The sequence below is a fragment of the Mameliella sp. MMSF_3455 genome (assembly GCF_030733205.1).
Lineage (GTDB): Bacteria > Pseudomonadota > Alphaproteobacteria > Rhodobacterales > Rhodobacteraceae > Antarctobacter.
Genome location: NZ_JASHJL010000051.1, coordinates 1 through 22,127, shown reverse-complemented (window position 1 = coordinate 22,127; position 22,127 = coordinate 1). Strand labels below are relative to the sequence as shown.

The 22,127-nt window shown below is 67.0% G+C and carries 28 protein-coding genes; 21 read left to right on the top strand and 7 right to left on the bottom strand.

Annotated features, from left to right (window positions below; all coding sequences use genetic code 11):
• The first annotated feature begins 49 nt into the window (after nt 1-49).
• Genes RBB42_RS24460 through RBB42_RS24450 form a run of 3 tightly spaced genes read left to right on the top strand, consistent with a single transcriptional unit; the run spans nt 50 to nt 1,957 of the window.
• Nucleotides 50-586, top strand: a complete 537-nt coding sequence (locus RBB42_RS24460) for a c-type cytochrome, methanol metabolism-related (RefSeq protein WP_371931818.1) — start codon at nt 50-52, stop codon at nt 584-586.
• Nucleotides 570-1,415, top strand: coding sequence for a substrate-binding domain-containing protein (locus RBB42_RS24455; protein WP_305971987.1), 846 nt, complete (start codon nt 570-572; stop codon nt 1,413-1,415). Before RBB42_RS24460 ends, RBB42_RS24455 begins: the two co-directional genes overlap by 17 nt.
• Nucleotides 1,412-1,957, top strand: coding sequence for a PQQ-dependent catabolism-associated CXXCW motif protein (locus RBB42_RS24450; protein ID WP_305971988.1), 546 nt, complete (start codon nt 1,412-1,414; stop codon nt 1,955-1,957). The genes RBB42_RS24455 and RBB42_RS24450 overlap by 4 nt, the downstream gene beginning before the upstream one ends.
• Here the strand turns inward: RBB42_RS24450 and RBB42_RS24445 are convergent.
• From RBB42_RS24445 to RBB42_RS24425, 5 genes are all read right to left on the bottom strand, one after another.
• Nucleotides 1,954-2,595 (bottom strand): tetratricopeptide repeat protein, encoded by a 642-nt coding sequence (locus tag RBB42_RS24445; RefSeq protein WP_305971989.1) that lies wholly within the window; start codon nt 2,593-2,595, stop codon nt 1,954-1,956. The two genes, RBB42_RS24450 and RBB42_RS24445, sit on opposite strands and share 4 nt — an antisense overlap.
• 125 nt (nt 2,596-2,720) lie before the next feature.
• Nucleotides 2,721-3,524, bottom strand: coding sequence for a quinoprotein dehydrogenase-associated SoxYZ-like carrier (locus RBB42_RS24440; RefSeq protein ID WP_305972024.1), 804 nt, complete (start codon nt 3,522-3,524; stop codon nt 2,721-2,723).
• Complete coding sequence (locus tag RBB42_RS24435) at nt 3,524-4,462, bottom strand: YVTN family beta-propeller repeat protein (protein WP_305971990.1); 939 nt, start codon at nt 4,460-4,462, stop codon at nt 3,524-3,526. The genes RBB42_RS24440 and RBB42_RS24435 overlap by 1 nt, the downstream gene beginning before the upstream one ends.
• Complete coding sequence (locus RBB42_RS24430; protein ID WP_305971991.1) at nt 4,446-4,994, bottom strand: SRPBCC family protein; 549 nt, start codon at nt 4,992-4,994, stop codon at nt 4,446-4,448. Before RBB42_RS24430 ends, RBB42_RS24435 begins: the two co-directional genes overlap by 17 nt.
• Entirely contained in the window at nt 4,991-5,479 is a 489-nt protein-coding gene (locus tag RBB42_RS24425; protein WP_305971992.1) for a DUF3280 domain-containing protein, read from the bottom strand. The genes RBB42_RS24430 and RBB42_RS24425 overlap by 4 nt, the downstream gene beginning before the upstream one ends.
• A 172-nt stretch (nt 5,480-5,651) precedes the next feature.
• Between RBB42_RS24425 and RBB42_RS24420 the strand changes: the two genes are divergently transcribed.
• From RBB42_RS24420 to RBB42_RS24380, 9 genes are all read left to right on the top strand, one after another.
• On the top strand, nt 5,652-6,824 hold the full coding sequence (locus tag RBB42_RS24420; protein WP_305972025.1) for an ABC transporter substrate-binding protein: 1,173 nt from the start codon (nt 5,652-5,654) through the stop codon (nt 6,822-6,824).
• A 15-nt stretch (nt 6,825-6,839) separates the two neighbouring features.
• Nucleotides 6,840-7,826: a YVTN family beta-propeller repeat protein gene (locus tag RBB42_RS24415; RefSeq protein ID WP_305971993.1), complete on the top strand. Its 987-nt coding sequence runs from the start codon at nt 6,840-6,842 to the stop codon at nt 7,824-7,826.
• A gap of 15 nt (nt 7,827-7,841) precedes the next feature.
• Nucleotides 7,842-8,285 (top strand): hypothetical protein, encoded by a 444-nt coding sequence (locus tag RBB42_RS24410; protein WP_305971994.1) that lies wholly within the window; start codon nt 7,842-7,844, stop codon nt 8,283-8,285.
• A 20-nt stretch (nt 8,286-8,305) separates the two neighbouring features.
• Nucleotides 8,306-8,563, top strand: coding sequence for a PepSY domain-containing protein (locus RBB42_RS24405; protein ID WP_305971995.1), 258 nt, complete (start codon nt 8,306-8,308; stop codon nt 8,561-8,563).
• Nucleotides 8,564-8,734: 171 nt separating this feature from the next.
• Nucleotides 8,735-9,712, top strand: a complete 978-nt coding sequence (locus tag RBB42_RS24400; protein ID WP_305971996.1) for an ABC transporter substrate-binding protein — start codon at nt 8,735-8,737, stop codon at nt 9,710-9,712.
• Complete coding sequence (locus tag RBB42_RS24395; RefSeq protein ID WP_371931817.1) at nt 9,702-10,466, top strand: ABC transporter permease; 765 nt, start codon at nt 9,702-9,704, stop codon at nt 10,464-10,466. The genes RBB42_RS24400 and RBB42_RS24395 overlap by 11 nt, the downstream gene beginning before the upstream one ends.
• Nucleotides 10,463-11,062 (top strand): ABC transporter ATP-binding protein, encoded by a 600-nt coding sequence (locus RBB42_RS24390; protein WP_305971998.1) that lies wholly within the window; start codon nt 10,463-10,465, stop codon nt 11,060-11,062. The genes RBB42_RS24395 and RBB42_RS24390 overlap by 4 nt, the downstream gene beginning before the upstream one ends.
• 13 nt (nt 11,063-11,075) lie before the next feature.
• A complete protein-coding gene (locus RBB42_RS24385) occupies nt 11,076-11,798 on the top strand; it encodes an ABC transporter ATP-binding protein (protein WP_305971999.1) in 723 nt (240 codons plus the stop codon).
• Nucleotides 11,795-12,586: an ABC transporter permease gene (locus RBB42_RS24380; protein ID WP_305972000.1), complete on the top strand. Its 792-nt coding sequence runs from the start codon at nt 11,795-11,797 to the stop codon at nt 12,584-12,586. The genes RBB42_RS24385 and RBB42_RS24380 overlap by 4 nt, the downstream gene beginning before the upstream one ends.
• Nucleotides 12,587-12,787: 201 nt before the next feature.
• On the opposite strand, the gene RBB42_RS24375 is transcribed toward RBB42_RS24380, so the two are convergent.
• The gene (locus RBB42_RS24375) at nt 12,788-13,000 is read right to left on the bottom strand and encodes a hypothetical protein (RefSeq protein WP_305972001.1); all 213 of its coding nucleotides are present in this window, start codon (nt 12,998-13,000) and stop codon (nt 12,788-12,790) included.
• A 172-nt stretch (nt 13,001-13,172) separates the two neighbouring features.
• Here RBB42_RS24375 and RBB42_RS24370 point away from each other — a divergent pair, with 172 nt between their 5' ends.
• The 7 genes from RBB42_RS24370 (at nt 13,173) to pqqE (ending at nt 18,654) form a co-directional block, all read left to right on the top strand.
• Nucleotides 13,173-14,741, top strand: coding sequence for a sensor histidine kinase (locus RBB42_RS24370; protein WP_305972002.1), 1,569 nt, complete (start codon nt 13,173-13,175; stop codon nt 14,739-14,741).
• Between the two features lie 9 nt (nt 14,742-14,750).
• The gene (locus tag RBB42_RS24365) at nt 14,751-15,434 is read left to right on the top strand and encodes a response regulator transcription factor (protein ID WP_305972003.1); all 684 of its coding nucleotides are present in this window, start codon (nt 14,751-14,753) and stop codon (nt 15,432-15,434) included.
• 81 nt (nt 15,435-15,515) lie between these two features.
• The gene (gene pqqA / locus RBB42_RS24360) at nt 15,516-15,608 is read left to right on the top strand and encodes a pyrroloquinoline quinone precursor peptide PqqA (protein ID WP_305972004.1); all 93 of its coding nucleotides are present in this window, start codon (nt 15,516-15,518) and stop codon (nt 15,606-15,608) included.
• A 22-nt stretch (nt 15,609-15,630) separates the two neighbouring features.
• Complete coding sequence (gene pqqB, locus RBB42_RS24355; RefSeq protein WP_305972005.1) at nt 15,631-16,527, top strand: pyrroloquinoline quinone biosynthesis protein PqqB; 897 nt, start codon at nt 15,631-15,633, stop codon at nt 16,525-16,527.
• Complete coding sequence (gene pqqC / locus RBB42_RS24350; protein WP_305972006.1) at nt 16,524-17,273, top strand: pyrroloquinoline-quinone synthase PqqC; 750 nt, start codon at nt 16,524-16,526, stop codon at nt 17,271-17,273. Before pqqB ends, pqqC begins: the two co-directional genes overlap by 4 nt.
• Complete coding sequence (gene pqqD, locus RBB42_RS24345) at nt 17,270-17,548, top strand: pyrroloquinoline quinone biosynthesis peptide chaperone PqqD (protein ID WP_305972007.1); 279 nt, start codon at nt 17,270-17,272, stop codon at nt 17,546-17,548. The genes pqqC and pqqD overlap by 4 nt, the downstream gene beginning before the upstream one ends.
• The gene (gene pqqE / locus RBB42_RS24340) at nt 17,545-18,654 is read left to right on the top strand and encodes a pyrroloquinoline quinone biosynthesis protein PqqE (RefSeq protein ID WP_305972008.1); all 1,110 of its coding nucleotides are present in this window, start codon (nt 17,545-17,547) and stop codon (nt 18,652-18,654) included. The genes pqqD and pqqE overlap by 4 nt, the downstream gene beginning before the upstream one ends.
• Before the next feature lie 11 nt (nt 18,655-18,665).
• On the opposite strand, the gene RBB42_RS24335 is transcribed toward pqqE, so the two are convergent.
• Nucleotides 18,666-19,349: a chromosomal replication initiator protein DnaA gene (locus RBB42_RS24335; protein WP_305972009.1), complete on the bottom strand. Its 684-nt coding sequence runs from the start codon at nt 19,347-19,349 to the stop codon at nt 18,666-18,668.
• A 488-nt stretch (nt 19,350-19,837) separates the two neighbouring features.
• Between RBB42_RS24335 and RBB42_RS24330 the strand changes: the two genes are divergently transcribed.
• Nucleotides 19,838-21,145, top strand: a complete 1,308-nt coding sequence (locus RBB42_RS24330) for an AAA family ATPase (RefSeq protein WP_305972010.1) — start codon at nt 19,838-19,840, stop codon at nt 21,143-21,145.
• Nucleotides 21,142-22,127: ParB N-terminal domain-containing protein (locus tag RBB42_RS24325; RefSeq protein WP_306043850.1), on the top strand; the 986-nt coding region annotated here is incomplete at its 3' end. The genes RBB42_RS24330 and RBB42_RS24325, both read left to right, overlap by 4 nt.

Genomic DNA, 22,127 nt, shown 5'->3' with positions numbered 1-22,127 from the left:
CTGCGCCGGTGCCCCCGACAACGAATAACCCGAAAGGCGAGACCCTATGATGCTGACCGCATCCAGAACCCTTCTTTCCGCCGCGGCTTGTGCGCTTTTGCCCGTGATGGGCCTGGCCCAGAGCTGGAGCGACCAGCCGGTGGACCCCGCCAAGCACGAGGGCGAGTTCGACGCCGCCTATGATGACGACGGGATCTACTACAACGCCGAAGACATCGTGACCTACAACGTGCAGGACGACGGCACCGTGGACTGGCCGACCTTTTCCGGGTTCCGCCGCTATCACGCCGAATGCCACGTCTGCCACGGTCCCGACGGCGAAGGGTCCACCTATGCGCCGAAAATCAAGAATTCCGCCGTCCACATGGGCTATTACGATTTCTACGACGTGGTCGTGAACGGCCGCAAGAACGGCAACTCGGTGATGCCCCACTTCGGCGACAACCCGAACGTGATGTGCTATCTCAACGACATCTACGTCTATCTTGCCGCCCGCGGCATGGAGGCCATCCCGCGTGGCCGCCCGGGCAAGAAGGAACCCAAATCGGACCTGGTGCGCGAGATGGAAGATGCGTGCATGGGCTGATCTTGCCGGCGCCTTGGCGCTGGCCCTGCTGGGCCTGACCCTCACCGCGCAGGTGGGGCAGGCCCAGACCTCTGACCTGGTGTCGAAGACGGCCCTGCGGGTCTGCGCCGACCCGGCCAATTCGCCGATGTCGAACCGCGACGGCACCGGCTATGAAAACGCCCTGGCCGAGCTGATCGGCGACAAGCTGGACCTGCCGGTGACCTATACCTGGTATCCGATGGCCACCGGGTTCATCCGCAACACGCTGAAGGCCAAGAAATGCGACCTGGTGGTGGGCTATGCCCAGGGGCACGAACTGGTGCTGAACACCAACCACTACCTGACCTCCGCCTTCGTGCTGATCGTCCCCGAGGACGGCCCGCTGGCCGGGGTCGAGGGGCTGGCCGATGACCGGCTCAAGGGGCAAAGGTTGGGCGTGATCGCCGGCAGCCCGCCGGCCACGCACATGGCGCGCAACGGGCTGATCGGCAAGGCCAAGCCCTATCACCTGGTGGTCGACCGGCGGCATGAAGACCCCGCCATCGACATGCTGGACGACCTCAAGACCGGAGAGATCGACGGCGCGGTGATCTGGGGGCCCATCGGCGGGCCGCTGGTCAAGTCCGACTACCCGGGGATGAAGGTCATCCCCCTGCTGAACGAGACCCTGCCGCCCAAGATGTTCTATCGCATCACCATGGGCGTGCGGAACGGCGAGAAGGTCTGGCAACGCAAGCTGAACTCGCTGATCCGCCGCAACCAGGGGGAAATCAACGCGCTGCTGGCCGAGGCCGGCGTGCCGCTGATCTCCGACCTGGGCGACGAGGTGATCGAGGTCACGCAATGAGACGCGCCCTGGCAGTGATCGCGCTTGCGGTGCTGCCGGGGCTTGCCCTTGCCCAGACGGTGCCCGAACCCGACGACTATCGCATGGACCACTACCGCGCACCCGTGCCCGGCACCCTGAAAGGCGGGATCGTGGTGGGGCCGGAGGCGGCGCATGACCTCTGGACCTCGGGCGAGGTGGCCTTCATCGACGTGCTGCCGCAGGCGCCGAAACCCGCCGGATTGCCCGAGGGCACGATCTGGCGCGACAAGCCCCGCGACACGATCCCAGGTGCGCTCTGGCTGCCCAACGTGGGCTATGGCGCGATCGCCGAGGTGACAGCGGATTATTTCCGCCGCGGGCTGGACCAGGCGACCGGCGGCGACACCACCCGCCCGGTGCTGTTCTTCTGCCTCGAGGATTGCTGGATGAGCTGGAACGCCGCCAAGCGCGCCCTCGAATGGGGGTACGAGACCGTCTACTGGCTGCCCGAGGGCACGGACGGCTGGGTGCTCTGGGACTACCCGCTGGAACGGGTCACACCGCTGGAACCGCAGCCCTAGCAGTCCTTGAAGTCCCGCGCCACGCAGGCCCGCGCCATTTGTTGCGCGCGGGTCAGGTCCTGGGGGGAGAGAAGGGCGGCAACGGCGTCGCGACCGTTTTTGGCGAACGTGGCTCCGGTTGCTGCGGCGATGTTCATCCACATGTGGGCGGTTATGTAATCCTGAAGAACACCGTTGCCGTTCAGATACATACGCCCCAGGGCGAACTGGGCTTTGAAGTACCCTTGTTCCGCAGCCTTGCGATACAATCGGACAGCTTCGGCGTTGTCCTTGATGACACCCGTTCCGCTGTCATACATCTTTCCAAGATAGGCTTGCCCCCTCGGATCGCCCTGCGCGGCGGCCTTGCGATACCACCGGACCGCTTCGACATAGTCCTTTGTGACGCCCGTTCCCTTGTCATACATCTGTCCAAGATACACTTGGCCCCTCGGATCGCCCTGCGCGGCAGACCTTCGTAACCAGCGGACCGCTTCGGCATAGTCCTGTGCAGTGCCCTTTCCGTCGGCGTACATCCACCCCAACATGAACTGCGTTCCGGCATCCCCCGCTTCGGCCAGCGGGCGCCATTGCTTCAGGGCGGTGGCATAGTCACCCGCCGCATAGGCGTCTGCCCCCGCGTTGAAATCCTGCGCCACCGCGCCCTGGGCCGACAGGCCCAACGCCAAGGCCAAGACTGCCGCCTTCAAGATTCGACTCATTACCCTGCCTCCAAAGATCTTTCGGGCAGACTAGGAACCGATCGTGGAGATTCTGAGGCGCCTCAATACCCCGCCAGCGACTTGTGCGCGTGGCTGACCGTGCCGCTGGTGTCGGTCAGGGTCACGTCCACCGATCGCGTGCGCGCGGGGATGGAAACCCCCAGGCGCGGGTTTTCCGACAGGGAGATCGAGCCGGTCACATCGACATAGCCCGCGCCGTCCAGGTCGATTTCCAGGTCCTCGACATAGCGCATGGGGATAAACAGCAGCGAAATCTGGTCCATCTGCATCCCCGAATGCGACGGGTGCGAGATGTCCACGTCCAACTGCCGCAACCGCGCCGATAGACCCGCCAGACGGTCGCGCGCGGTCTCGGCCTCGGCCAGGCTCAGCGCCATCTTGCCCAGGGTCTTGAGCGCCTCCTTGGGGTCGCTGCCCGGCGGCGCGGCGCAGGCGCCCTGGCCCGAGGTCTTGACGAATGCCTCTGTCACGAAGAGCCGCCCGTCGCCGGTTTCGGCCACGACATGCAGCGGGGTGGGGCCGTTGACGCGCATGGTGACGTCAAAGAAGAAACTCTCCTGCGGCCTGTCCAGCGCAAAGACAGCCGAAACCGGCATGGGGTTTTCATCGAGGATGACAGAGACGCGGGCGATCTGCCCGCCCTCGGGCGCCACCACATGCGCGGCAATCCGGGTGCGGGCGTCGTTGGGCGTCCGGTAGGGCACGTCCAGCGCGATCAGTTGCGCCCCGTCCAGCAGCGGGCGGTCTCCGTAAAGCTCATCGCGGATCTGGTCCCAGCTTTCGGCGGCAAGGGCGGGCAGGGCGGTTGCGCCCAAAAGAAACGCGGCAACACCGTATCGGATCATCATCCATCCTCCGTCATGACAAAGGTCCCGAAGGCGCGCGGGCCGTCGCCGGTCTCGATCTCGGCGATCACCTGCAGCGTCGCGGCGTCGATCACGCTGACCGTGTTCTCGAACCAGTTGGCGACGAGGATACGCTGGCCGTCCGCCGACGTGTCAATGCCCTCGGGGTATTCGCCGACGCTGATCAGCGCCTCGGGGGCCAGGGTCTCCAGCGCGATGACGCTGACCGTGTCGGCATACTGGTTGGTGACAAAGGCGCGGCCCCGGGCAAAGCCCACGCCATAGGGCCGGGCGCCGACGGGCACGGTGGCCAGCACCTGCGCCTGCGCGGGGTCGATCACCGTCACGTCATTGCTGCCGACATTGCCCACGAAGAGCCGCCCGTCCGGGGCAAAGCGCAGGCCGAAGGGGCGGGTGCCCACGGCCACGCGGGCAAGGGGCGCCAGCGTCTCGGCGTCGAAGATCGAGACCTGGTCGGCATCGCGGTCGGCAGAGGCCAGCAAGGCCCCATCCGGCGAGAGCGCCAGACCCGCCGGGGCGGCGCCGGTCGTCAATTCGGCCGTGACCGTCAGCGTCTCGCCCTCCAGCACCCAGATCCGGGCGTTGTACCAGTCCGAGACGAACAGAAGCCCGCGCGCCGCGTCCAGCGCCACGCCGATGGGCCCACCGTCCAGAGTGACGCGGGCCAGGACCTCGCCCGTCTTGGGCGAGAGGCGGCGCACCGTCTTGTCATCGGGGGAAACGGTATAGACCGCACCGGCGCCCACGGCGATACCCGCGGGTTTGCCGGGCAGGGGCCAGCGGGCGCGTTCCGTTCCCGTGTCGAGGTCGAGGACGCTCAACACCTCGCCGTTCTGGCAGGTGACAAAGGCCGTGTCGGCCGCGGCCGGCCCCGCCAGCAACAGCAGGGCCAGCGCAAGATCACGAACCGGGCGCACCGAACCGCTCGACCAGCGCGTCGAGGCCCGCCTGGTAGACGGCGGTGACCGCCGCGATGGCGGCCGCGTCGTTCAGCTCTTCGGGCGGGTCGTTGTTCGGGTAGCCGCGGTAAAAGGCGCCGCGCCATTCCACCAGCGAGCCGCCGCCCTCCAGCGGTTTTACCGTCAGGTGGCTGGAATAATTGGTCACGGGCAGCACCTCGACCGCGACATCGGTGATGCGGTAGGAATAGCTCATCTTCTCGTCGCTGTACTTGTACAGGATCTCCGAGATCATCGGCCCCTCGGCGCCCTGGTCGGAAAGATACAGCTGCCGGGTGGCGTCGATCGCGTTTCCGCCCTCGCCGGATTGGGACACCACCGCCGGGTGCCAGCTCATGTCCTGGAAATTGCCGATCGCGGCCCAGACCTCTGCCGGGGGCGCGGCGACCTCGGCGGTCACGGTGATCTTTTGCCGGGTCGGCCCATGCGCCAGCGCAAGGCCGGGCGCAAGGATCGCGGCCGTGGCCGCGAGGAACAGACGTCGTTTCATTTTTCCTCCCTGGTGAAAAACGCGGTCTTCAGGATGTAGCGCATGGCGCGGCTCCAGGACTGGTCGGTGTTGCCCCGGAAATCGACGACCCGGCCCTTGACCATCTGGCCGGTCGCGGCATCGCGCATCTGCAGGTTCATGGACAGTATCAGGTTCGAGACCTTCTGGACCTCGCCCACCAGCGCATAGTCGGCGCCCAGTTTCGTCGCCATCCTGGTGTCGCAGCCATAGCATTTGGCCGGGTTGACGATGCGGTCCAGGCTTTCCTGGATCGGCGCCAGATCGAGCAGCTCATAGCCCTCTTCGGCGAATCTTTCGCGCACCATTTCTTCCAGCATGGCGATGCGCGCACGCTCTCCGTGGTCGCCGGTCTCGGCGGTCTGCAAGGACCTGTCCAGCAGCGCCAGCCCGAAGAAGGCCACCTTTTCCTGCGCCGCGGCGGCGCTGGCGGTCACGAGAAGAAAAAGCAGCGTTATCAGTCGCATGGCACCGTTCTTAGAAAATAAGAATAGTGCGACAAAGTGTATCCGGTAGGCTTTGGCATACAACCGCGCCAAAGGTATCGGTCGCCTGATCAGCGGCAATCTGGAAGGCTCCGGTACAGCGCCCGCAACCGACAGAACGGGCCGAAGGGAGGAGAAAGTGCGATATGTTCTGATGCCGCTTCTGGCGGCCTGTCTTGCCGTGCTGGGCGCCACGGGCGCGCTGGCGCTGGACGTGCGCGCGGCGGTGCTGCGGGTGGACTACGAGACGCTCTTGCCGATCTCGCGCTATGACCTGCGGGCCGAGGACCTCGGCTTTGCCGGGGCGATGCTGGCGGATGAGGACAACGGCACCACGGGCCGCTTCCTGGGCCATACCTACGAGACGATCCACAAGGCCACCGACCCCGAGGGCGCCGAGGCGGCGCTGGACGAGATCCTGGCCGAGGGGATCACGCTGATCGTGGTGCTGGCGCGGGATGCGGACGTGCTGCGCCTGGCCGACCGCGCGGCAGAGGCGGGGGCGCTGGTGCTGAATGCCCAGGCCCCGGGCGTGGCACTGCGCGACGATCAATGCCGGGCCAACCTGCTGCACGTCGCGCCGTCGAACGGCATGATGGCCGACGCGGTGGCGCAATTCGCGGTCTGGAAACAGTGGAAACGCTGGTTCCTGGTCTCCGGGTCCAACCCGGCGGATGTCGAACTGGCCGAGGCCTATCGCAAGGCGGCGCGCAAGTTCGGCGCCAGGATCACCGACGAAAAGACCTTTGAGGACACAGGCGGCGCGCGGCGCACCGACTCCGGGCATGTCATGGTGCAGCGGCAACTGCCGGTCTTTACCCAGGGCGCCGAGGCACATGACCTGCTGATCGCCGCCGATGCCACCGATTATTTCGCCCGTTACCTGGGCTATCACCACTGGTCGCCGCGGCCTGTCATGGGCTCGGCGGGGCTTTGGCCGACGACGTTCCACGCCGCGCACGAGGCCTGGGGCGCGACCCAGTTCCAGACCCGGTTCGAGGCGCTGGCCGGGCGCTACGTCAAGCCCGCGGACTACAACGTCTGGCTGGCGCTGCGCGTGGTGGGCGAGGCGGTGACACGGGCCAGCACCGTCGATGCCATGGGCATCCGCGACTATGCCCTGTCCGACGATTTCGAGCTGGCGGCCTTCAAGGGGCAGAAGGTGACCTTCCGCAACTGGAACGGCCAGCTGCGCCAGCCGATCCTTCTGCATGACGGCATGATCACCGTCAGCGTCAGCCCGCAGGACGGGTTCCTGCACCGGGTCTCACCGCTCGACACGCTGGGGCTGGACCGGCCCGAATCCAGCTGTTCGGCCTTCAACTGACCGGAGTTCCGATTGATGAAAATACCTTCCATCACCCGCCCTCTTGCCCTGGCCCTCGCGCTTTTGGCGGCGACGCCGGCGCTGGCCAACAAGGCCTTCGTCTCGAACGAGCGGGGCAACACGATCACCGTGGTCGATACCGACACATGGGAGGTCATCACCGAGTTTCCCGGCGGCAACCGCCCGCGCGGCATCACGCTCAGCCCGGATGGCACGAAACTTTATGTCTGCGCCTCGGATGACAACCTGGTGCGGGTCTTTGACACCGAGACCTACGAGGAACTGGGCACCCTGCCCTCTGGTCCCGACCCCGAGCTGTTCATCATCGAACCCTCGGGCAAGCGGCTGTACATCGCCAACGAGGATGACAACCTCGTCACCGTGACCGACACGGAAAAGGGCGTGATCCTGGCCGAGGTGCCGGTGGGCGTGGAACCCGAGGGCATGGGCATGAGCCCGGACGCCAAGTGGGTGGTGAACACCTCGGAAACCACCAACATGGCGCATTTCATCGACACCAGCGATTACACGATCAAGCACAACGTGCTGGTCGACCAGCGCCCGCGCTACGCCCAGTACACCGCCGACGGCAAGCGGCTGTTCGTCTCGTCGGAAATCGGCGGCACGGTCAGCGTCATGGACATCGCCCCCGACGGCGCGCCGACGCTGGTGACCAAGATCGGGTTCGAGGTGCCCGGCGTCCTGCCCGAGTGGCTGCAACCGGTTGGGGTCAAGGTCACGGAGGATGGCAATCGTATTTTCGTCGCACTGGGCCCGGCCAACCGCGTTGCGGTAATCGATGGTGAGAGCCTGGAGGTGCTTGACTACATCATCGTTGGCCAGCGGGTCTGGCAGCTGGCGTTCACGCCGGACGAAAAATACCTGCTGACCACCAACGGCAATTCCAACGACATCACCGTGATCGACGTCGAGGCCGAAAAGGCGATCAAGTCGGTCCAGGTCGGACAACAGCCCTGGGGCGTTGTCGTCACCCCGAATTAAGCAACAGGAGATCCCATGAAAAACCTCTTTGCCGCCGGCCTTCTGGCCTCTGCCCTGGCCACCCCCGCCGTTGCCGCGCCGCTCTGTGACGATTTCGGTTTCGCCGGGCTGCTGGCCGCCTGCAACCGCGCCGAGGACCCGATCCGCCTGACGCTGGCCTCGGGCGAACCGCTGGGCGAGGACATGGTGCTGCAATCGGGCGCCTACTACGAGCTGGAGATCGTCGCCGACGGCTCGGCCGAACTGGCGATCGAGGGGCCCAGCTTTTTCCGGTCGATCTGGATGAACGAGATCGTCATCAACAAGATCGAGATCCGCCCGATGGCCATCGATTCCATCGAGTTCGACAAGGCCGGGACGGTCACCCTGTCCTTTATCGCGATCAAGCCCGGCAGCCACGTCGTGCGTATCCCCGGCACCACCGGCGAGACGCAGCGCGTCACCTTCAACATCCAGTAACCCCCGAGGAGACCCCACCGATGAAATACGCTCTTGCCTTCGCCTGCACCCTTGGCCTTGCCGCCCCCGCCTTTGCCGAGGCCCACGGCGGCCCCGACGCCGAAACCGTGGAAAAGATCGTCGCCATGCTGGCCGAGATGGAATGCCAGATGGACCCGGACGACATCGAGATGGAAGACGGCGGCTATGAACTCGACGACGTGATCTGCAAGGGCGGCAACCAGTTCGACATCGAGCTGGACGCCGACCTGAACGAGATCGGCCGCCGCGCCGAGTGATCGCCACCGGCGCAGAGCACAATCGATGCGCGGCCCCCCGTGGGCCGCGCGTTGCCGTTTCCGTGGCGGGAATCACGACCTTTGGACCAGTCGCCGCGCTGCCTGCGGCGCACTAGGGTCGACAAGGGAAAGCCGGGCAGGGAGGTCCGGCGAGACAGGGGAGGACAGACAATGCTGACCATCTTCAGCCGCATCGGCGCCATCGCCGCCACCGCGCTGACACTGGCCACGCCAAGCCTGGCGCAGGACGTGCCCACGATCCGCGCCGCGGTACTGAAAATCGGAACCGTGAACTGGGAACTGGCGACCATCACCGAACAGGGCTTTGACAGGAAACACGGTTTCGCGCTGGACGTGCAGGGCTATGCCGACAACGGCGCCACCCGCATCGCGGTCGAGGGCGGCGAGGCCGACATGGCCGTCGCCGACTGGATCTGGGTCGCGCGCCAGCGCGCCGCGGGCAAGGATTACGTCTTTATCCCCTACAGCCGCGCGGTCGGCGCCATCCTCGTCCCCGAGGCCAGCGAGGCGCAGGCCCTGCCGGACCTCGCCGGCGGCAAGATCGGCATCGCGGGCGGGCCGCTGGACAAGTCCTGGCTGATCCTGCGCGCCTATGCCCAGCAGGAACACGGCTTTGACCTCAAGGCCGAGACCGAACAGGTCTTTGGCGCGCCGCCGCTGATCTTCAAGTCCGGCCTGTCCGGCGATTACGCGGGCGCCATCAACTTCTGGCACTTCCTGGCCAAGATGAAGGCCGGCGGGATGCGAGAGCTGATCTCGGTCGACACCGCCGGCAAGGCGCTGGGGCTGGACCCGAACACGCCGCTTCTGGGCTATTACATGAAGGAGAGCTTCCTGGACGCCAACCCGGGGCTGGCGCAGGCGCTTTACGAGGCCAGCCGCGACGCCAAGGACCTGCTGGCCAATGATCCCGCCGCCTGGGAGGCGATCCGCCCGCGCATGAACGCCAAGACCGACGCCCAGTTCGAGACGCTGAAGACCGACTGGATCGGCGGCATCCCCGAGCGCGGCCCGGTCAACATCGAGGCCGCGAACAAGATGCTGCAGGTCATGGCCGATCTTGGCGGCGCGGATCTTGTCGGCAAGGCGGACAGGGTGCCGGAGGGGCTGTTTGCGGATCTCGACTGAGCGCGCCACCTCGCCGCGCACGGTCACGGTCCTGTCGATCCTCCTGCTGGGGGCGCTCTGGGTCGTGGCCGCGGCGCTGACGGCGGACCCGCAGGTGCTGCCGTCGCCCTTTGCGCTGGCGGCGCCCTTTCGCCAGGAACTCGCCAATGGCGAACTGCTGTATCACCTGGGCCAGACCGTGGTCCGGGTGCTCTGGGCCTTTGCGCTGGCGATGGGGCTGGGCATCGCGCTGGGGCTGGTCATGGGCCGGTCCGAGGCGGTGAACCGCTGGCTGGACCCCTGGCTGGTGATCTTTCTCAACCTGCCCGCGCTGGTGCTGATCGTGCTCTGTTACCTCTGGATCGGGCTGACGGAAACCGCGGCCATCGCGGCGGTGACGCTGAACAAGATCCCCAACGTGACCACCGTGATCCGCGAGGGCGCCCGCGCAATGGACCCGCAGCTGGACGCCATGGCGCGGATCTACCGGATGAGCTGGCGCCGCCGCATGGCCCATATCGTGCTGCCACAGCTGGCCCCCTTCATCACCGCCGCCGCCCGGTCGGGCATCGCGGTGATCTGGAAAATCGTGCTGGTGGTCGAATTCCTCGGCCGCTCCTCGGGGATCGGCTTCCAGATCCACCTGTATTTCCAGCTGTTCGACGTGGCGATGGTGCTGGTCTACGCGCTGTCCTTCATCTGCGTCATGCTGCTGGTGGAATGGCTGGTGCTGCAACCCTGGGAACGCCGCGTCCGGCGCTGGAGGCAGGCATGATCCGCATCCGGATCGACGACAAGCACTTTGGCAATGCGCAGGTGCTGGGCCGGGTGCATTTCGACATCGCGCCGGGCGAATGCGTGGCGCTGGTCGGCCCCTCGGGCATCGGCAAGAGCACCGTCCTGCGCATCCTCGCCGGAACCGACGAGGCATTCACCGGCCATGTCGACCGGCCCGAGCGCATGGCCGTCGTTTTCCAGGAACCCACGCTGTTGCCCTGGCGCAGCGTCTTGCAGAACCTGACGCTGGTGCATCCCGACCTCGGGACCGCGGGCGCCCGCGCCGCGCTGGACCGCGTCGGCCTGGCGGGCAAGGAAACGCTCTTTCCCGGCCAGCTCTCGCTGGGCCAGCAACGGCGGCTGGCGCTGGCGCGCGGCTTTGCCACCCCGCCGGACCTGCTGATCATGGACGAACCCTTTGCCTCGCTCGACCCCGAGACCGCGGAGCGTATGCTGGCCCTGACCGAATCCCTGATGGCCACGACCCGGCCCGCGACGCTTTTCGTGACCCACGACCGGGCCGAGGCCGAGCGGCTGGCGGACCGGATCCTGAGGCTGGACGGTGCGCCGGCCACGCTGGCAGAAACAACATAAGACGGATTATGCGATGACGGACGGGCTGCGTGTCGAGGGGCTGAGTTTCAACTACGGGGCCAAAAAGGCGCTGGACGAGGTCGGCTTTGCCGTGCCCGCGGGCCGCTTCTGCGCCCTGCTCGGCCCGAATGGCGCCGGGAAATCGACGCTGGTCTCGCTGCTGACCCGGCTTTTGGTGGCGCCGGGCGGCGACATCCACGTCGCCGGCCAGGACATGCGCCGCCACCCGCGCCGCGCGCTGGCGGCGCTTGGCGTCGTCTTTCAGCAAAGCACGCTGGATCTGGACCTGACCGTGCGCCAGAACCTCGCCTATTTCGCCGCGCTGCACGGGCTGCCCCGGGCGCAGGTCCCCGCCCGCATCGACGCCGCGCTTGACCGGCTGGGCATGCGCGAACGCGCCGACGAAAAGGCCCGCGCGCTGAACGGCGGCCACAGGCGGCGCACCGAGCTGGCCCGGGCGCTGCTGCATGACCCGCGCGTGCTGCTGCTGGACGAACCCACCGTCGGGCTGGACGTGGAATCGCGCATGGCGATCACCGCGCAGGTGCATGACCTCGCGCGCACGGACGGGCTCTGCGTGCTCTGGACCACCCATCTGACGGACGAGGTCCGCGACGCGGACCAGCTTTTGGTCCTGCACCGGGGCCGGATCATCGCCGACGGCCAGACCGGAGAGATCCGGGGCGAAACACCACTCTCCGACTGGTTCCTGAGCCGCACGAGGGCAGCGGCATGAAGGGACACCTGGGCATCCTGCGCGCCGTCATCGGGCGCGAGTTCCTGCGCTTCGTCCACCAGCGCGAAAGGTTCATCGCCGCGCTCGTGCGCCCGCTGGTCTGGCTGCTGGTCTTTGCCGCCGGGTTTCGCGCCGCGCTCGGCCTGTCGATCATCCCGCCCTACCAGACCTACATCACCTACGAGACCTACATCGTCCCCGGCCTCTGCGGGATGATCCTGCTGTTCAACGGCATGCAATCCTCGCTGTCGCTGGTCTACGACCGGGAAATGGGCTCCATGCGGCTCCTGCTCACCAGCCCCTTCCCGCGCTGGTGGCTGCTGTTCTCGCGGCTGCTGGGCTCGACGGCGATTTCCATCCTGCAGGTCTATACCTTCCTCGCGGTGGCCGCCGCCTTCGGCATCACCATGCCGCCCCTGGGCTATCTCGCCGCCCTGCCCGCGCTGGCGCTGGCGGGGCTGATGCTGGGGGCGCTGGGGCTGGTGCTTTCCAGCTTCATCCGCCAGCTGGAAAACTTCGCCGGCGTGATGAACTTCGTCATCTTCCCGATGTTCTTCCTTTCCTCGGCGCTCTACCCCTTGTGGAAAATGGCCGAAAGCTCGGAGCTCCTGCACGACATCTGCGCGGTCAATCCCTTCACCCACGCCGTCGAGCTGATCCGCTTTGCGCTCTACCTCCAATTGAACCTGCCCGCCCTCGGCTGGGTGTCGCTCTCGGTCGTCGTCCTGATGGGCGCCGCCGTCTGGGGCTACGACCCCGCCCGCGGGCTGATGAAGCGCAAGACCTGACGCCGCGCGCGCCCCTCCGGCACAGGCGCAGGGCCCGGCTTCTTTTCTCCCGAAATACTCCGGGGGGGAGTCGACCGCAGGGAGACGGGGGGCGCGCAGCCCCCCTGCCCCGCTCTCAAGAAATGAAATCCGTCAAAATGGCAAAATCAAAGTCACAAACGAACACGCGACCGGCCCTCCCGTCAGGGCGCGTGTCCAATCTCAGACCTCGCGCTCGGCGGGGTTCACCGTCTTGCAGGTCCAGCTGCGGATGGCAAATCCGGGGTGCGTCTCGACCCATTTGGCCAGCACCGGCTGGGCGCCCATCATGCAGGTCATCGGCGTCACGTCGGTAAAGAGCAGGCTCTTCTCCTGGCAGCCTCCGGGCGCATCGGGCGCGCCCGAGAGGCAGGCGACAAACAGCAGTTCTATCATGGTTCACCTCTGTCAATTACATCTTTAGTCGTAACTCCATCATGCCACGAAAGCGGTTACGACTCGAGAAACCCCCTGCCCCGCTGCGCAACTCTGCCGCAAAGCGATGCATGAATTTCAGGCGGCACAGCCCGTATCGCCCAGAATCCGGTCATCCCGGAAGGAGACCCCCGTGCCCCTGATCCCCTCGCTCTCGCTGAAACTGCGGCTGGGACTGGGCGCGGCGCTCTTGGGGGCGGGCACGCTGCTGGCGGCGGCGGTCCTCTATACCGGCATGACGCGGGTGGCCGACCGGCTGGACGCGGCGCTGGCGGCCGAGGCGCGGATGAACCGCTATGCCGCGCTGTCGCGGCAGGTCTCGGGGTTCCTGGTGGTGGCGACCGAGGCGGCGCAAAGCGGGATGTCCGCCGACACGCGGGCCGACCGGCTGGCGCCCGTGGCCGACCAGTTGCGCCGCACCTTCAGCGATCTCGACCGCGACCTCGAACAGGCGGTGATCCGGGCCGAGGCGCTGGGGATCGACCAGCAATCGCGCCACGCCACCCAGTCGCTGGGCCTCGCGCGGATGCGCGCGCTGCTCGACAACACGGTGACCGCGCTGGCCAATCCAGAGGCGGACCGCGACCGCCTGCGCGCCCAGACCGACAGTTTCGCCAGCGCCATCGACCCGCTGCTCAGCCAGGCGGTCAGCACCGAGGCGCGGTTCCGCAACGAGACCCTGCAAGGCATCGAGGACCTGCGCCGCAGCCTTTCGCTGACTGCCATCATCCTCGCCGGCCTGTCGCTGGCGCTGGTCCTGCTCTTCTACTTCGGATTGATCCGGCCACAGTTCGGACGGCTGGACCGCCTGCGCGCCGCCGCGCGCCAGATCGGGCAAGAGGATTTCGCCGTCGCCCTGCCGGTCACCCGGGGCGACGAGATCGGGCAGCTTTACGCCGAAACCAACCGCATGGCCCGCGCGCTGGCGGATCGGCAGGCCGAGATCGACGCCGACCGCGCCCGCCTGAACGAGATCGTGGCCGAACGCACCGAGGCGCTCAGCGCCGCCAACCTGCGGCTGGAACAGGTCGACGAGAACCGCCGCCGGTTTTTCGCCGACATCAGCCACGAATTGCGCACGCCGCTGACCGTGATCCTGATGGAGGCGCAGATCGGCCGCCAGACCGGCACCGCGCCAGAGGCCTTTGCCACCATCGAATCCCGCGCCGCCCGGCTGAACCGGCGGATCGACGACCTCTTGCGCGTGGCGCGCTCGGACAGCGGGCAACTGGCGCTGGAGGTGCAGCCCGCCCCCCTGCCCCGCATCGCCCAAGAGGTCGCCGAGGAGGTCGGCGCCGAGATCGAGAACGCCGGGATGCGGCTGGGCCTCGAAGAGATCCCCGACCTGACGGTGACCGCCGATCCCAACTGGCTGCGGCAGGTTCTGGCCGGGCTGGTGCGCAATGCCATCCGCCACGCCCGCGCCGGCGGGCTGGTGCGGATCGGCCCGGCGCGCGACGGCGCGCTGGCAGGGATCGCCGTCACCGATCATGGCCCCGGCATTGCGCAACAGGAGCAGGACCGCATCTTTGACCGCTTCGCACAGGGGCAGGCCGCCAATGCCCAGGGGTTCGGCATCGGCCTGGCGCTGGCCCGCTGGGTGATCGAGGAACAGGGCGGGCGGATCGCCCTGACCAGCCCCCTGCCCGACGGGTCCGCCGGGACAAAGATCGCGGTTCTCCTTCCCCTTGCGGAGGGGTAGCCTGCGCCCATGACCGCGCGCCTTCTCATCGTCGACGACGACCCGCAGATCACCTCGGCCCTGGCCCGGGGGCTGGCGCTGCACGGCTACGCGGCAGAGACCGAGAACCGCGCCGATCGCGCGCTGGACCGGCTGCTGGCAGAGCCGTTCCGCGGCGCCATCGTCGACGTGATGCTAGGCGCCGACAGCGGGCTGGACCTGGTGCGCACCGCCCGCGCGCGCGGCGCCACCCTGCCGATCCTCATGCTCTCGGCCCTGTCCGAGGTCGAACACCGCGCCGCGGGGCTGGAGGCCGGGGCCGACGACTATATCGTCAAGCCCTTCTCCTTTGACGAGCTGGTGGCCCGGCTGCGGGTGCAGGAACGCCGCGCCGACCGGCAGGCGCCGCAATCCGCCCGCCTGACCCTGCCCGACCGGGTGCTGACCGGCCCCGCCGGAGAGGTCACCCTGACCGAGCGCGAGGCCGACCTCTTGTGCCTCTTGGCCGAACACGCGGGCACCCCGCTGCATCGCGGCGCGATCTTTGACCACCTCTGGTCGGCGGAGGGGACTAGTGAAAACGTCGTAGACGTCTACATCGGCTATCTGCGCAAGAAATTGAGCGGTCAGGATTTCCTGTTTGAAATCAGAACGATACGGAACAAGGGTTTTTGCCTCACCGGAACCGCCCCGAAAATCGCGGAGGGCTCTTAGAAAATAAGAATCGTCAGCCCACGCCGCCGGGTGCGACAGTCGAAAGGCCAAACTGCCACTCACGTCAAAGGAGGAATGACAATGGCCTGGAAGAAACCCGCGATCCGCGAGATCGAATGCGGCATGGAAATCAACATGTACGGCCCCGAGCACGACGACGGCGTCCTGTTCTGAGGCGCGGCGCGCGGAGGGTATCATGAGTTTCCGCGCGCATATCCTCGGGGCGGCGGCGGGCGGTGGCCTGCCGCAGTGGAACTGCGGTTGTCGCAACTGCGCCCTCGCCCGCGCCGGGGATATTCCCTCCCAGACCCAGTCCTCTCTTGCGGTGTCAGCAGACGGTCAGACCTGGGCGATATTGAACGCCTCCCCCGACATTCGTCACCAACTCTCCTGCACGCCCGCGCTGTTCCCGACGGGGCTGCGTGACTGCCCCCTGCGCGCCGTGCTGGTGACAAATGGAGATATCGACCACGTCGCCGGTCTGCTGACCCTGCGCGAGATGCAGGAATTCACCCTGTTCGCCACCTCGGGCATCCACGAGGTCCTGGCGCAAAACCCGATTTTCGACGCGCTGAACGCCAGGGTCGTCACCCGCAGCGCCATCGACCTCGACCGCCCCTTCGACCTGCTGCCCGGCCTGACGGCGACGCTTTTTGCCGTGCCCGGCAAGGTGCCGCTCTACATGGAGGGCGAGACCGTCCAGACCGACGTGATCGGCGACCAGACCGTCGGCGTCGAACTGATGACAGGCGACACCCGCACGCTTTATATTCCCGGCTGCGCCATGCTGACCGACGACCTGCGCGCGCGCCTGCAGGGCGCCGACCTGCTGTTCTTCGACGGCACGCTCTGGCGCGACGACGAGATGATCACAGAGGGCCTTGGCCAGAAGACCGGCAAGCGCATGGGCCACATGTCGATGAGCGGTCCGGACGGATCTCTGGCCGCCTTCGACGGGCTGGGGATCACCCGCAAGATCTATGTCCACATGAACAACACCAACCCCGTGCTGCGCCCGGAGTCCGATGAACGCGCCCGGGCCGAGGCCGCCGGGTGGACCATCGGACAGGACGGAATGGAGATCACCACATGACCCAGAGCCGCGAGGATTTCGAGGCCCGCCTGCGCCAGATCGGCGCCGAACGCTATCACGACCTGCACCCTTTCCATGACCTCCTGCACGGCGGCGGCTGCACCCCCGACCAGGTGCGCGCCTGGGTCATCAACCGCTATTACTACCAACATTCGATCCCTATGAAGGACGCCGCTTTCATGTCCCGGGTCGAGGACCCGGACCTGCGCCGCGCCTGGCGAAGCCGGATCGAGGATCACGACGGCACCGACACCAACGAGGGCGGCATCCGCCGCTGGCTGCGGCTGGCAGAGGCGGTGGGGCTGGACCCCGACTATGTCGCCTCCTGCGCGGGCGTGCTGCCGGCCACGAAATTCGCCGTCGATGCCTACGTCCGCTTTGTCCGCGACAAGACCCTGCTGGAGGCGGTGGCCGCCTCGCTGACAGAGCTTTTCGCCCCCAAGATCCACGCCAACCGGATCGAGGGGCTGCTGAAGAACTACGATTTCGCGGATGACAGCTCGCTCTCCTACTTTCGCAACCGGCTGAAGGAGGCGCCCAAGGACGTGGCCTTTGGCCTGGGCTGGGTGCTGGACCATGCCGACACGCAGGAAAAGCAGGACATGGCCGCCAAGGCCCTGATCTTCAAGACGGATGTGCTCTGGTCCCAGCTTGACGCCCTGCACGCCGCCTATGTCGACCCCGCGCGCATCCCGCCCGGCGCCTGGCAACCGGGCGAGGGGCTGGCGCTGAAACGCGCCTCATGATCGGGCCATCCGACATCCCCACCCTGCCCCGCGGCGTGCGCCTGCATTACGACAAGGTGCGCGAGACCTGGGTGCTGCTGGCGCCCGAACGCGCCATCACGCTGGACGCCGTGGGCCATGCCATCCTGTCCGAGGTCGACGGCGCCCGCAGCTTTGCCCAGATCACCGCGGGCCTGGCGCAGAAATACAATGCCCCCGCCGAAGAGATCGCCAGGGACAGCGCCGGTTTCCTCGGTGCCCTGCGCGACCGCCGTTTCCTGGACGTGAGCCGATGACCCCGCCGCCCCCGATCGCCATGCTGGCAGAGCTGACGCACCGTTGCCCGCTCTCCTGTCCCTATTGTTCCAACCCGCTGGAGCTGGCCCGGATCGACGCGGAACTGGACACCGGGACATGGGCCCGCGTGTTCCAAGAGGCCGCGGAGTTGGGCGTGCTGCAACTGCACCTCTCGGGCGGGGAACCGGCCTCGCGCCGCGACCTGGCCGAGCTGGTGCGCGCGGCGCGGGACGCGGGGCTTTATACCAACCTCATCACCTCGGGCATCGGGTTGTCGCAGCGCCGCTTGCAAGAGCTGGACGCCGCCGGACTGGACCACGTCCAGCTATCGCTGCAAGGCACGGATGCAGAGATGGCAGACGAGATCGGAGGCTATCGCGGCGGGTTCGCCCGCAAGATGCAGGTGGCGCAATGGATCGCAGAGATCGGCTTTCCGCTGACGCTGAACGCCGTGCTGCACCGACGCAACCTGCACCAGCTGCCCCGCGCGCTGGAGATGGCGCAAGAGATGGGCGCGCGCCGGATCGAGGTCGCCACCGTGCAGTTCCACGGCTGGGCGATGAAGAACCGCGACGCGCTGATGCCGACACGAGAGCAGGCCGCCGAGGCCACACGCATCGTCGGAGAGGCGCGCGCCGCGCTGAAAGGCAGGCTGGTGATCGACTATGTCCCCGCCGACTACCACGGCGACTATCCCAAGCGCTGCATGGGCGGCTGGGGCACCACCGGGCTGAACGTCGCCCCGGACGGGCAGGTCCTGCCCTGCCACGCCGCCCAGACCATCCCGCACCTGTCGTTCGAGAACGTGCAGGACCGCTCCCTGGCCGAGATCTGGCACAACGGCGCCGCCTTCAACGCCTATCGCGGCACCGACTGGATGCAAGAGCCCTGCAGCAGCTGCGAACGCAAGACCGTGGATTTCGGCGGCTGCCGCTGCCAGGCCATGGCGCTTGCGGGGGACCCCGCCGCGACCGATCCGGTCTGCGTGAAATCCCCCCATCACGGCGCCCTTCAGGCCCGCGCCCAGGGCCATGCCGCGACAGAGGGCGCGACGCTCACCTACCGCGATGCGCCGCCCAAGACGGCCAGGGAACCGGCGGAATAACCGCCAGGGCCCTACTGCGCCTCCACCCGCACCTCGCGCACCGAGGGATCGATCCCGCTGACCACCGCCAAGAGCCGGGCGGCATGGTGGTTGCCGACGTAATCCGCGATGAACCGCGAGGGCGCCAGGAGGGTCAGCCGCCCGCCCGTGCAATCCGCCTCGACCAGCCCGGCGAACCAGGCCCGCGTCTGCGCCGGGTCGCCCGCCTCCAGCGCGGCCAGCGCCTTGTCCCAGGTGCCCCCCTGCCCGCCTGTCGCCGCGGCGCGCGGCTGGAACGGCACCACCTTGTCATCCGCGGGCGCCGGCTCGGGCGCGCCAAGGCGCGCCGCCACGTCCGGGCCGATCACCTCCCAGACCTCGCGCGTTTCCCCCAGAAGTGCGGCAAGGTCGATGCTGTAGACCGTGACCCGGCCCTTGACGCCCGCGCGCTTGACCTCCAGCCAGCCGAGGCTGCGGAGCTTGGCAAGTTCGCGTTTCACCGTGCGTTCGTCCACCGACCACAGCCGCGCGATCTCTGCGCGGCCGATGCTCAATTCGCCGCTTTGCCAGTTGTAGCGCGTGGTGATCAGCACCATGAGCCGCAGGATCAGCTTTTGCCTGTGCTTGTCCAGCGACAGGGCCAGCACGCCAAGCGCCGACAGGATGTCGTATTTCATGGCGGGCGCACCGCGCCCCACCGGTTTGATCGCCTGCATGGTAGGCTCCGCTCATGTCCTGCCGGGGATATCCCGCCTCATCTGCCCGAGTTTTGCCGCGCTGCCAACGCTTTTCCGAGCTTGGGAACAATTTGCGTCCAGAGTTACGATTCTGTCAAGGGACCGTGCGCTGCCGCTGGATCGAAGGCCCCCTGACCCTAATCCATTTTCAAAGAAAAAGGTAAGTTCTTGGTGATGGGGGACATCCTGTCTGTCCCCCTATGGGGCAAAAATGTCCCCCTATGGCTCGTCTGGGCGCCGGGGGTGTCCCCCTATATCATGCGCGGCCATCAAGGGGCCAGGCCGAGGCGCGGACCGCCCTCCCCTGCCCTGCCCCCGAATCGACTCCGATTCGCAGGGGCTTGATTTCACGGCGGGTTCTTACCCGTGGGTAAGATCCGTCCACAGGATAAATTCTTTTGCCAAAAACGCAAATCGGGCGTAAATGAAGGAACGTCGCGAAAGAACGTCCGAAAAGGAAACGAGGCATGTTCACACATGAGGACCTGAGCGCCCTTCAAAACCGCTCGCTGAAACTGCAGGGCTGGATCCGGCAACAGACCTTCTCGCCCGAGATGGAAAAGACCCTGCGCCGCTTCTCGTCCTGGGAGGTGTCCGAGCTGATCTTTCGCATCAACCAGTCCACCTTTCGCGGCAAGCTGGCCGCCGACCCCACCCTGCCCGCCGGCGAGGTCGAGCCCGAGGGCCGGCAGCGCTGGTTCTCTCTCGAAGAGGTCAACGAGCTGCGCCGCCGCCTGCGCATCAACAAGCGCAGCCTGATGCCCACCCGTCCTGCCGGCAAACGCGCCGTGCGCGCGGCCATCGCCAATTTCAAGGGCGGCGCGGGCAAGTCCACCGTGGCGCTGCATTTCGCCCATGCCGCCGCGCTGGACGGCTACCGCGTGCTGGTGGTGGATTTCGACCCGCAGGCGACGCTGAGCCACTCCATGGGCCTGACCGACGTGGCCGAGGATCACACCGTCTGGGGCATCATGGCGCGCGACCTGATCCGCGAGACGGAGCGCATGAACGCCGGTCCCGTCGGCGCCGAAAGCGGCGCCGCCCTGCCCCGCCGCCACCTGCCCGCCGCCATCACCGAGCTGGGCCTGGGCGACCTGCGCATCACCGATTTCATCAAGCCGACCTGCTGGTCGACCATCGACGCGATCCCCAGCTGCGCCAATGCCGCCTTCGTGGAATTCGCCAGCGCCCAGTACCGGCACCTGAACCCGGACTGGTCGTTCTTTGCCGCCGTGTCGCGCTACCTCGACCAGATCCCCGACGACAGCTATGACCTGATCCTTTTCGACTGCCCGCCGGCGATCGGCTACCAGTCGATGAACGCGGTCTTTGCGGCGGACGTGCTTTATGTGCCCTCCGGCCCCGGCTACTGGGAATACGATTCCACAACCTCCTTCATCGGGCAGCTGGCCGAGGCGCTGGAGGATCTGTCGCACGGGTTCGACGGGACCTTACCCACGGGTAAGATCAACCTGCCCAAGGCGTTCCACGACGTGCGTTTCCTGCTGACCCGCTTCGAACCGGGCAACGACCTGCACCGCGCGATGCAGGATGCCTTTGGCAAGGTCTTTGGCGAGCAGCTGGCCGAACACCCGGTGGAACTGACCCGCGCGGTGGAACAGTCGGGGCGATTCCTCAGCTCGGTATACGAAATGGATTACCGGGAAATGACCCGTGAGACCTGGCGCAGGGCAAGATCTACATTCGACCAGGCCTATGAGGAATTCCGCGCGACCGTGATCGGCGCCTGGGACAACATGGAGGCTGAAGGATGAGCAAGAAGCGCAGGATTTTCGACATCGACATGCCGGACGTGGGGTCCGACGCCGGCCCCGACCTGGGCGCCGATACGCCCCGGCCCAAGGGGCCGGAGACGGCCGCGCGGCGCGGGCCGATGGCCTCGGCCATTTCGGAAAACGCCCATTCGCTGCGCGACCGCCAGGCGGCAGAGGCGCGCATCCGCGAAGAGAACGACAAGCTGGCACAGGAATTCGTGCGCCTGAAGCGCGACGGGCTGATCACCGACCGCATCCCGCTGGACCAGGTGGTGACGGAAAAGCTGTTGCGGGACCGCAAGCCCGGCGAGGACGAGGAACTGGAGGAGCTGCGGGACTCGATCCGAGAGATCGGCCTGTCCAACCCGATCCGCGTCGAGACCCGCGACGACGGGCGCTATGAACTGATCCAGGGGATGCGCCGGCTGATGGCCTTTCGCGCGCTTCGGGACGCGGGCGAACCGGGGTTCGACACGATCCCCGCGGGCATCGTGCCGCCCGATCCGCAGACCGAGGACAGCTATCGCCGCATGGTCGACGAGAACCTCGTGCGGCGCGACATTTCCTTTGCCGAGATGGCGACGCTGGCGCGCCGCTATGCCGCCGATCCGCGCCACGATTGCACCGACGTGTCAGAGGCGGTGGCGGTGCTGTTCAAATCCGCCAGCTACGTCAAGCGCAGCTACATCCGCGCCTTTGCGGAACTGCTGCACCGGCTGGAAAAGGTGCTGGAACACCCGCAGGACATCCCGCGCAATGTCGGGGTGGAACTGAAACGGCGGATCGACAACGACCCCTCGCTGATCTCGCAGGTCAGCGCCGCGCTGCGGGCCGAACCGCGCCGCGACGCCGCGCGCGAGGTCGAGATCCTGCGTGGCTTTGCGCAAGGGGAGGGGGCGACCTTACCCACGGGTAAGACCGCCCAGGCCAAGGCCAGGCCGCGCAAGCCCAAGACCACCTTCCAGGTCGCGCTGCCAGAGGG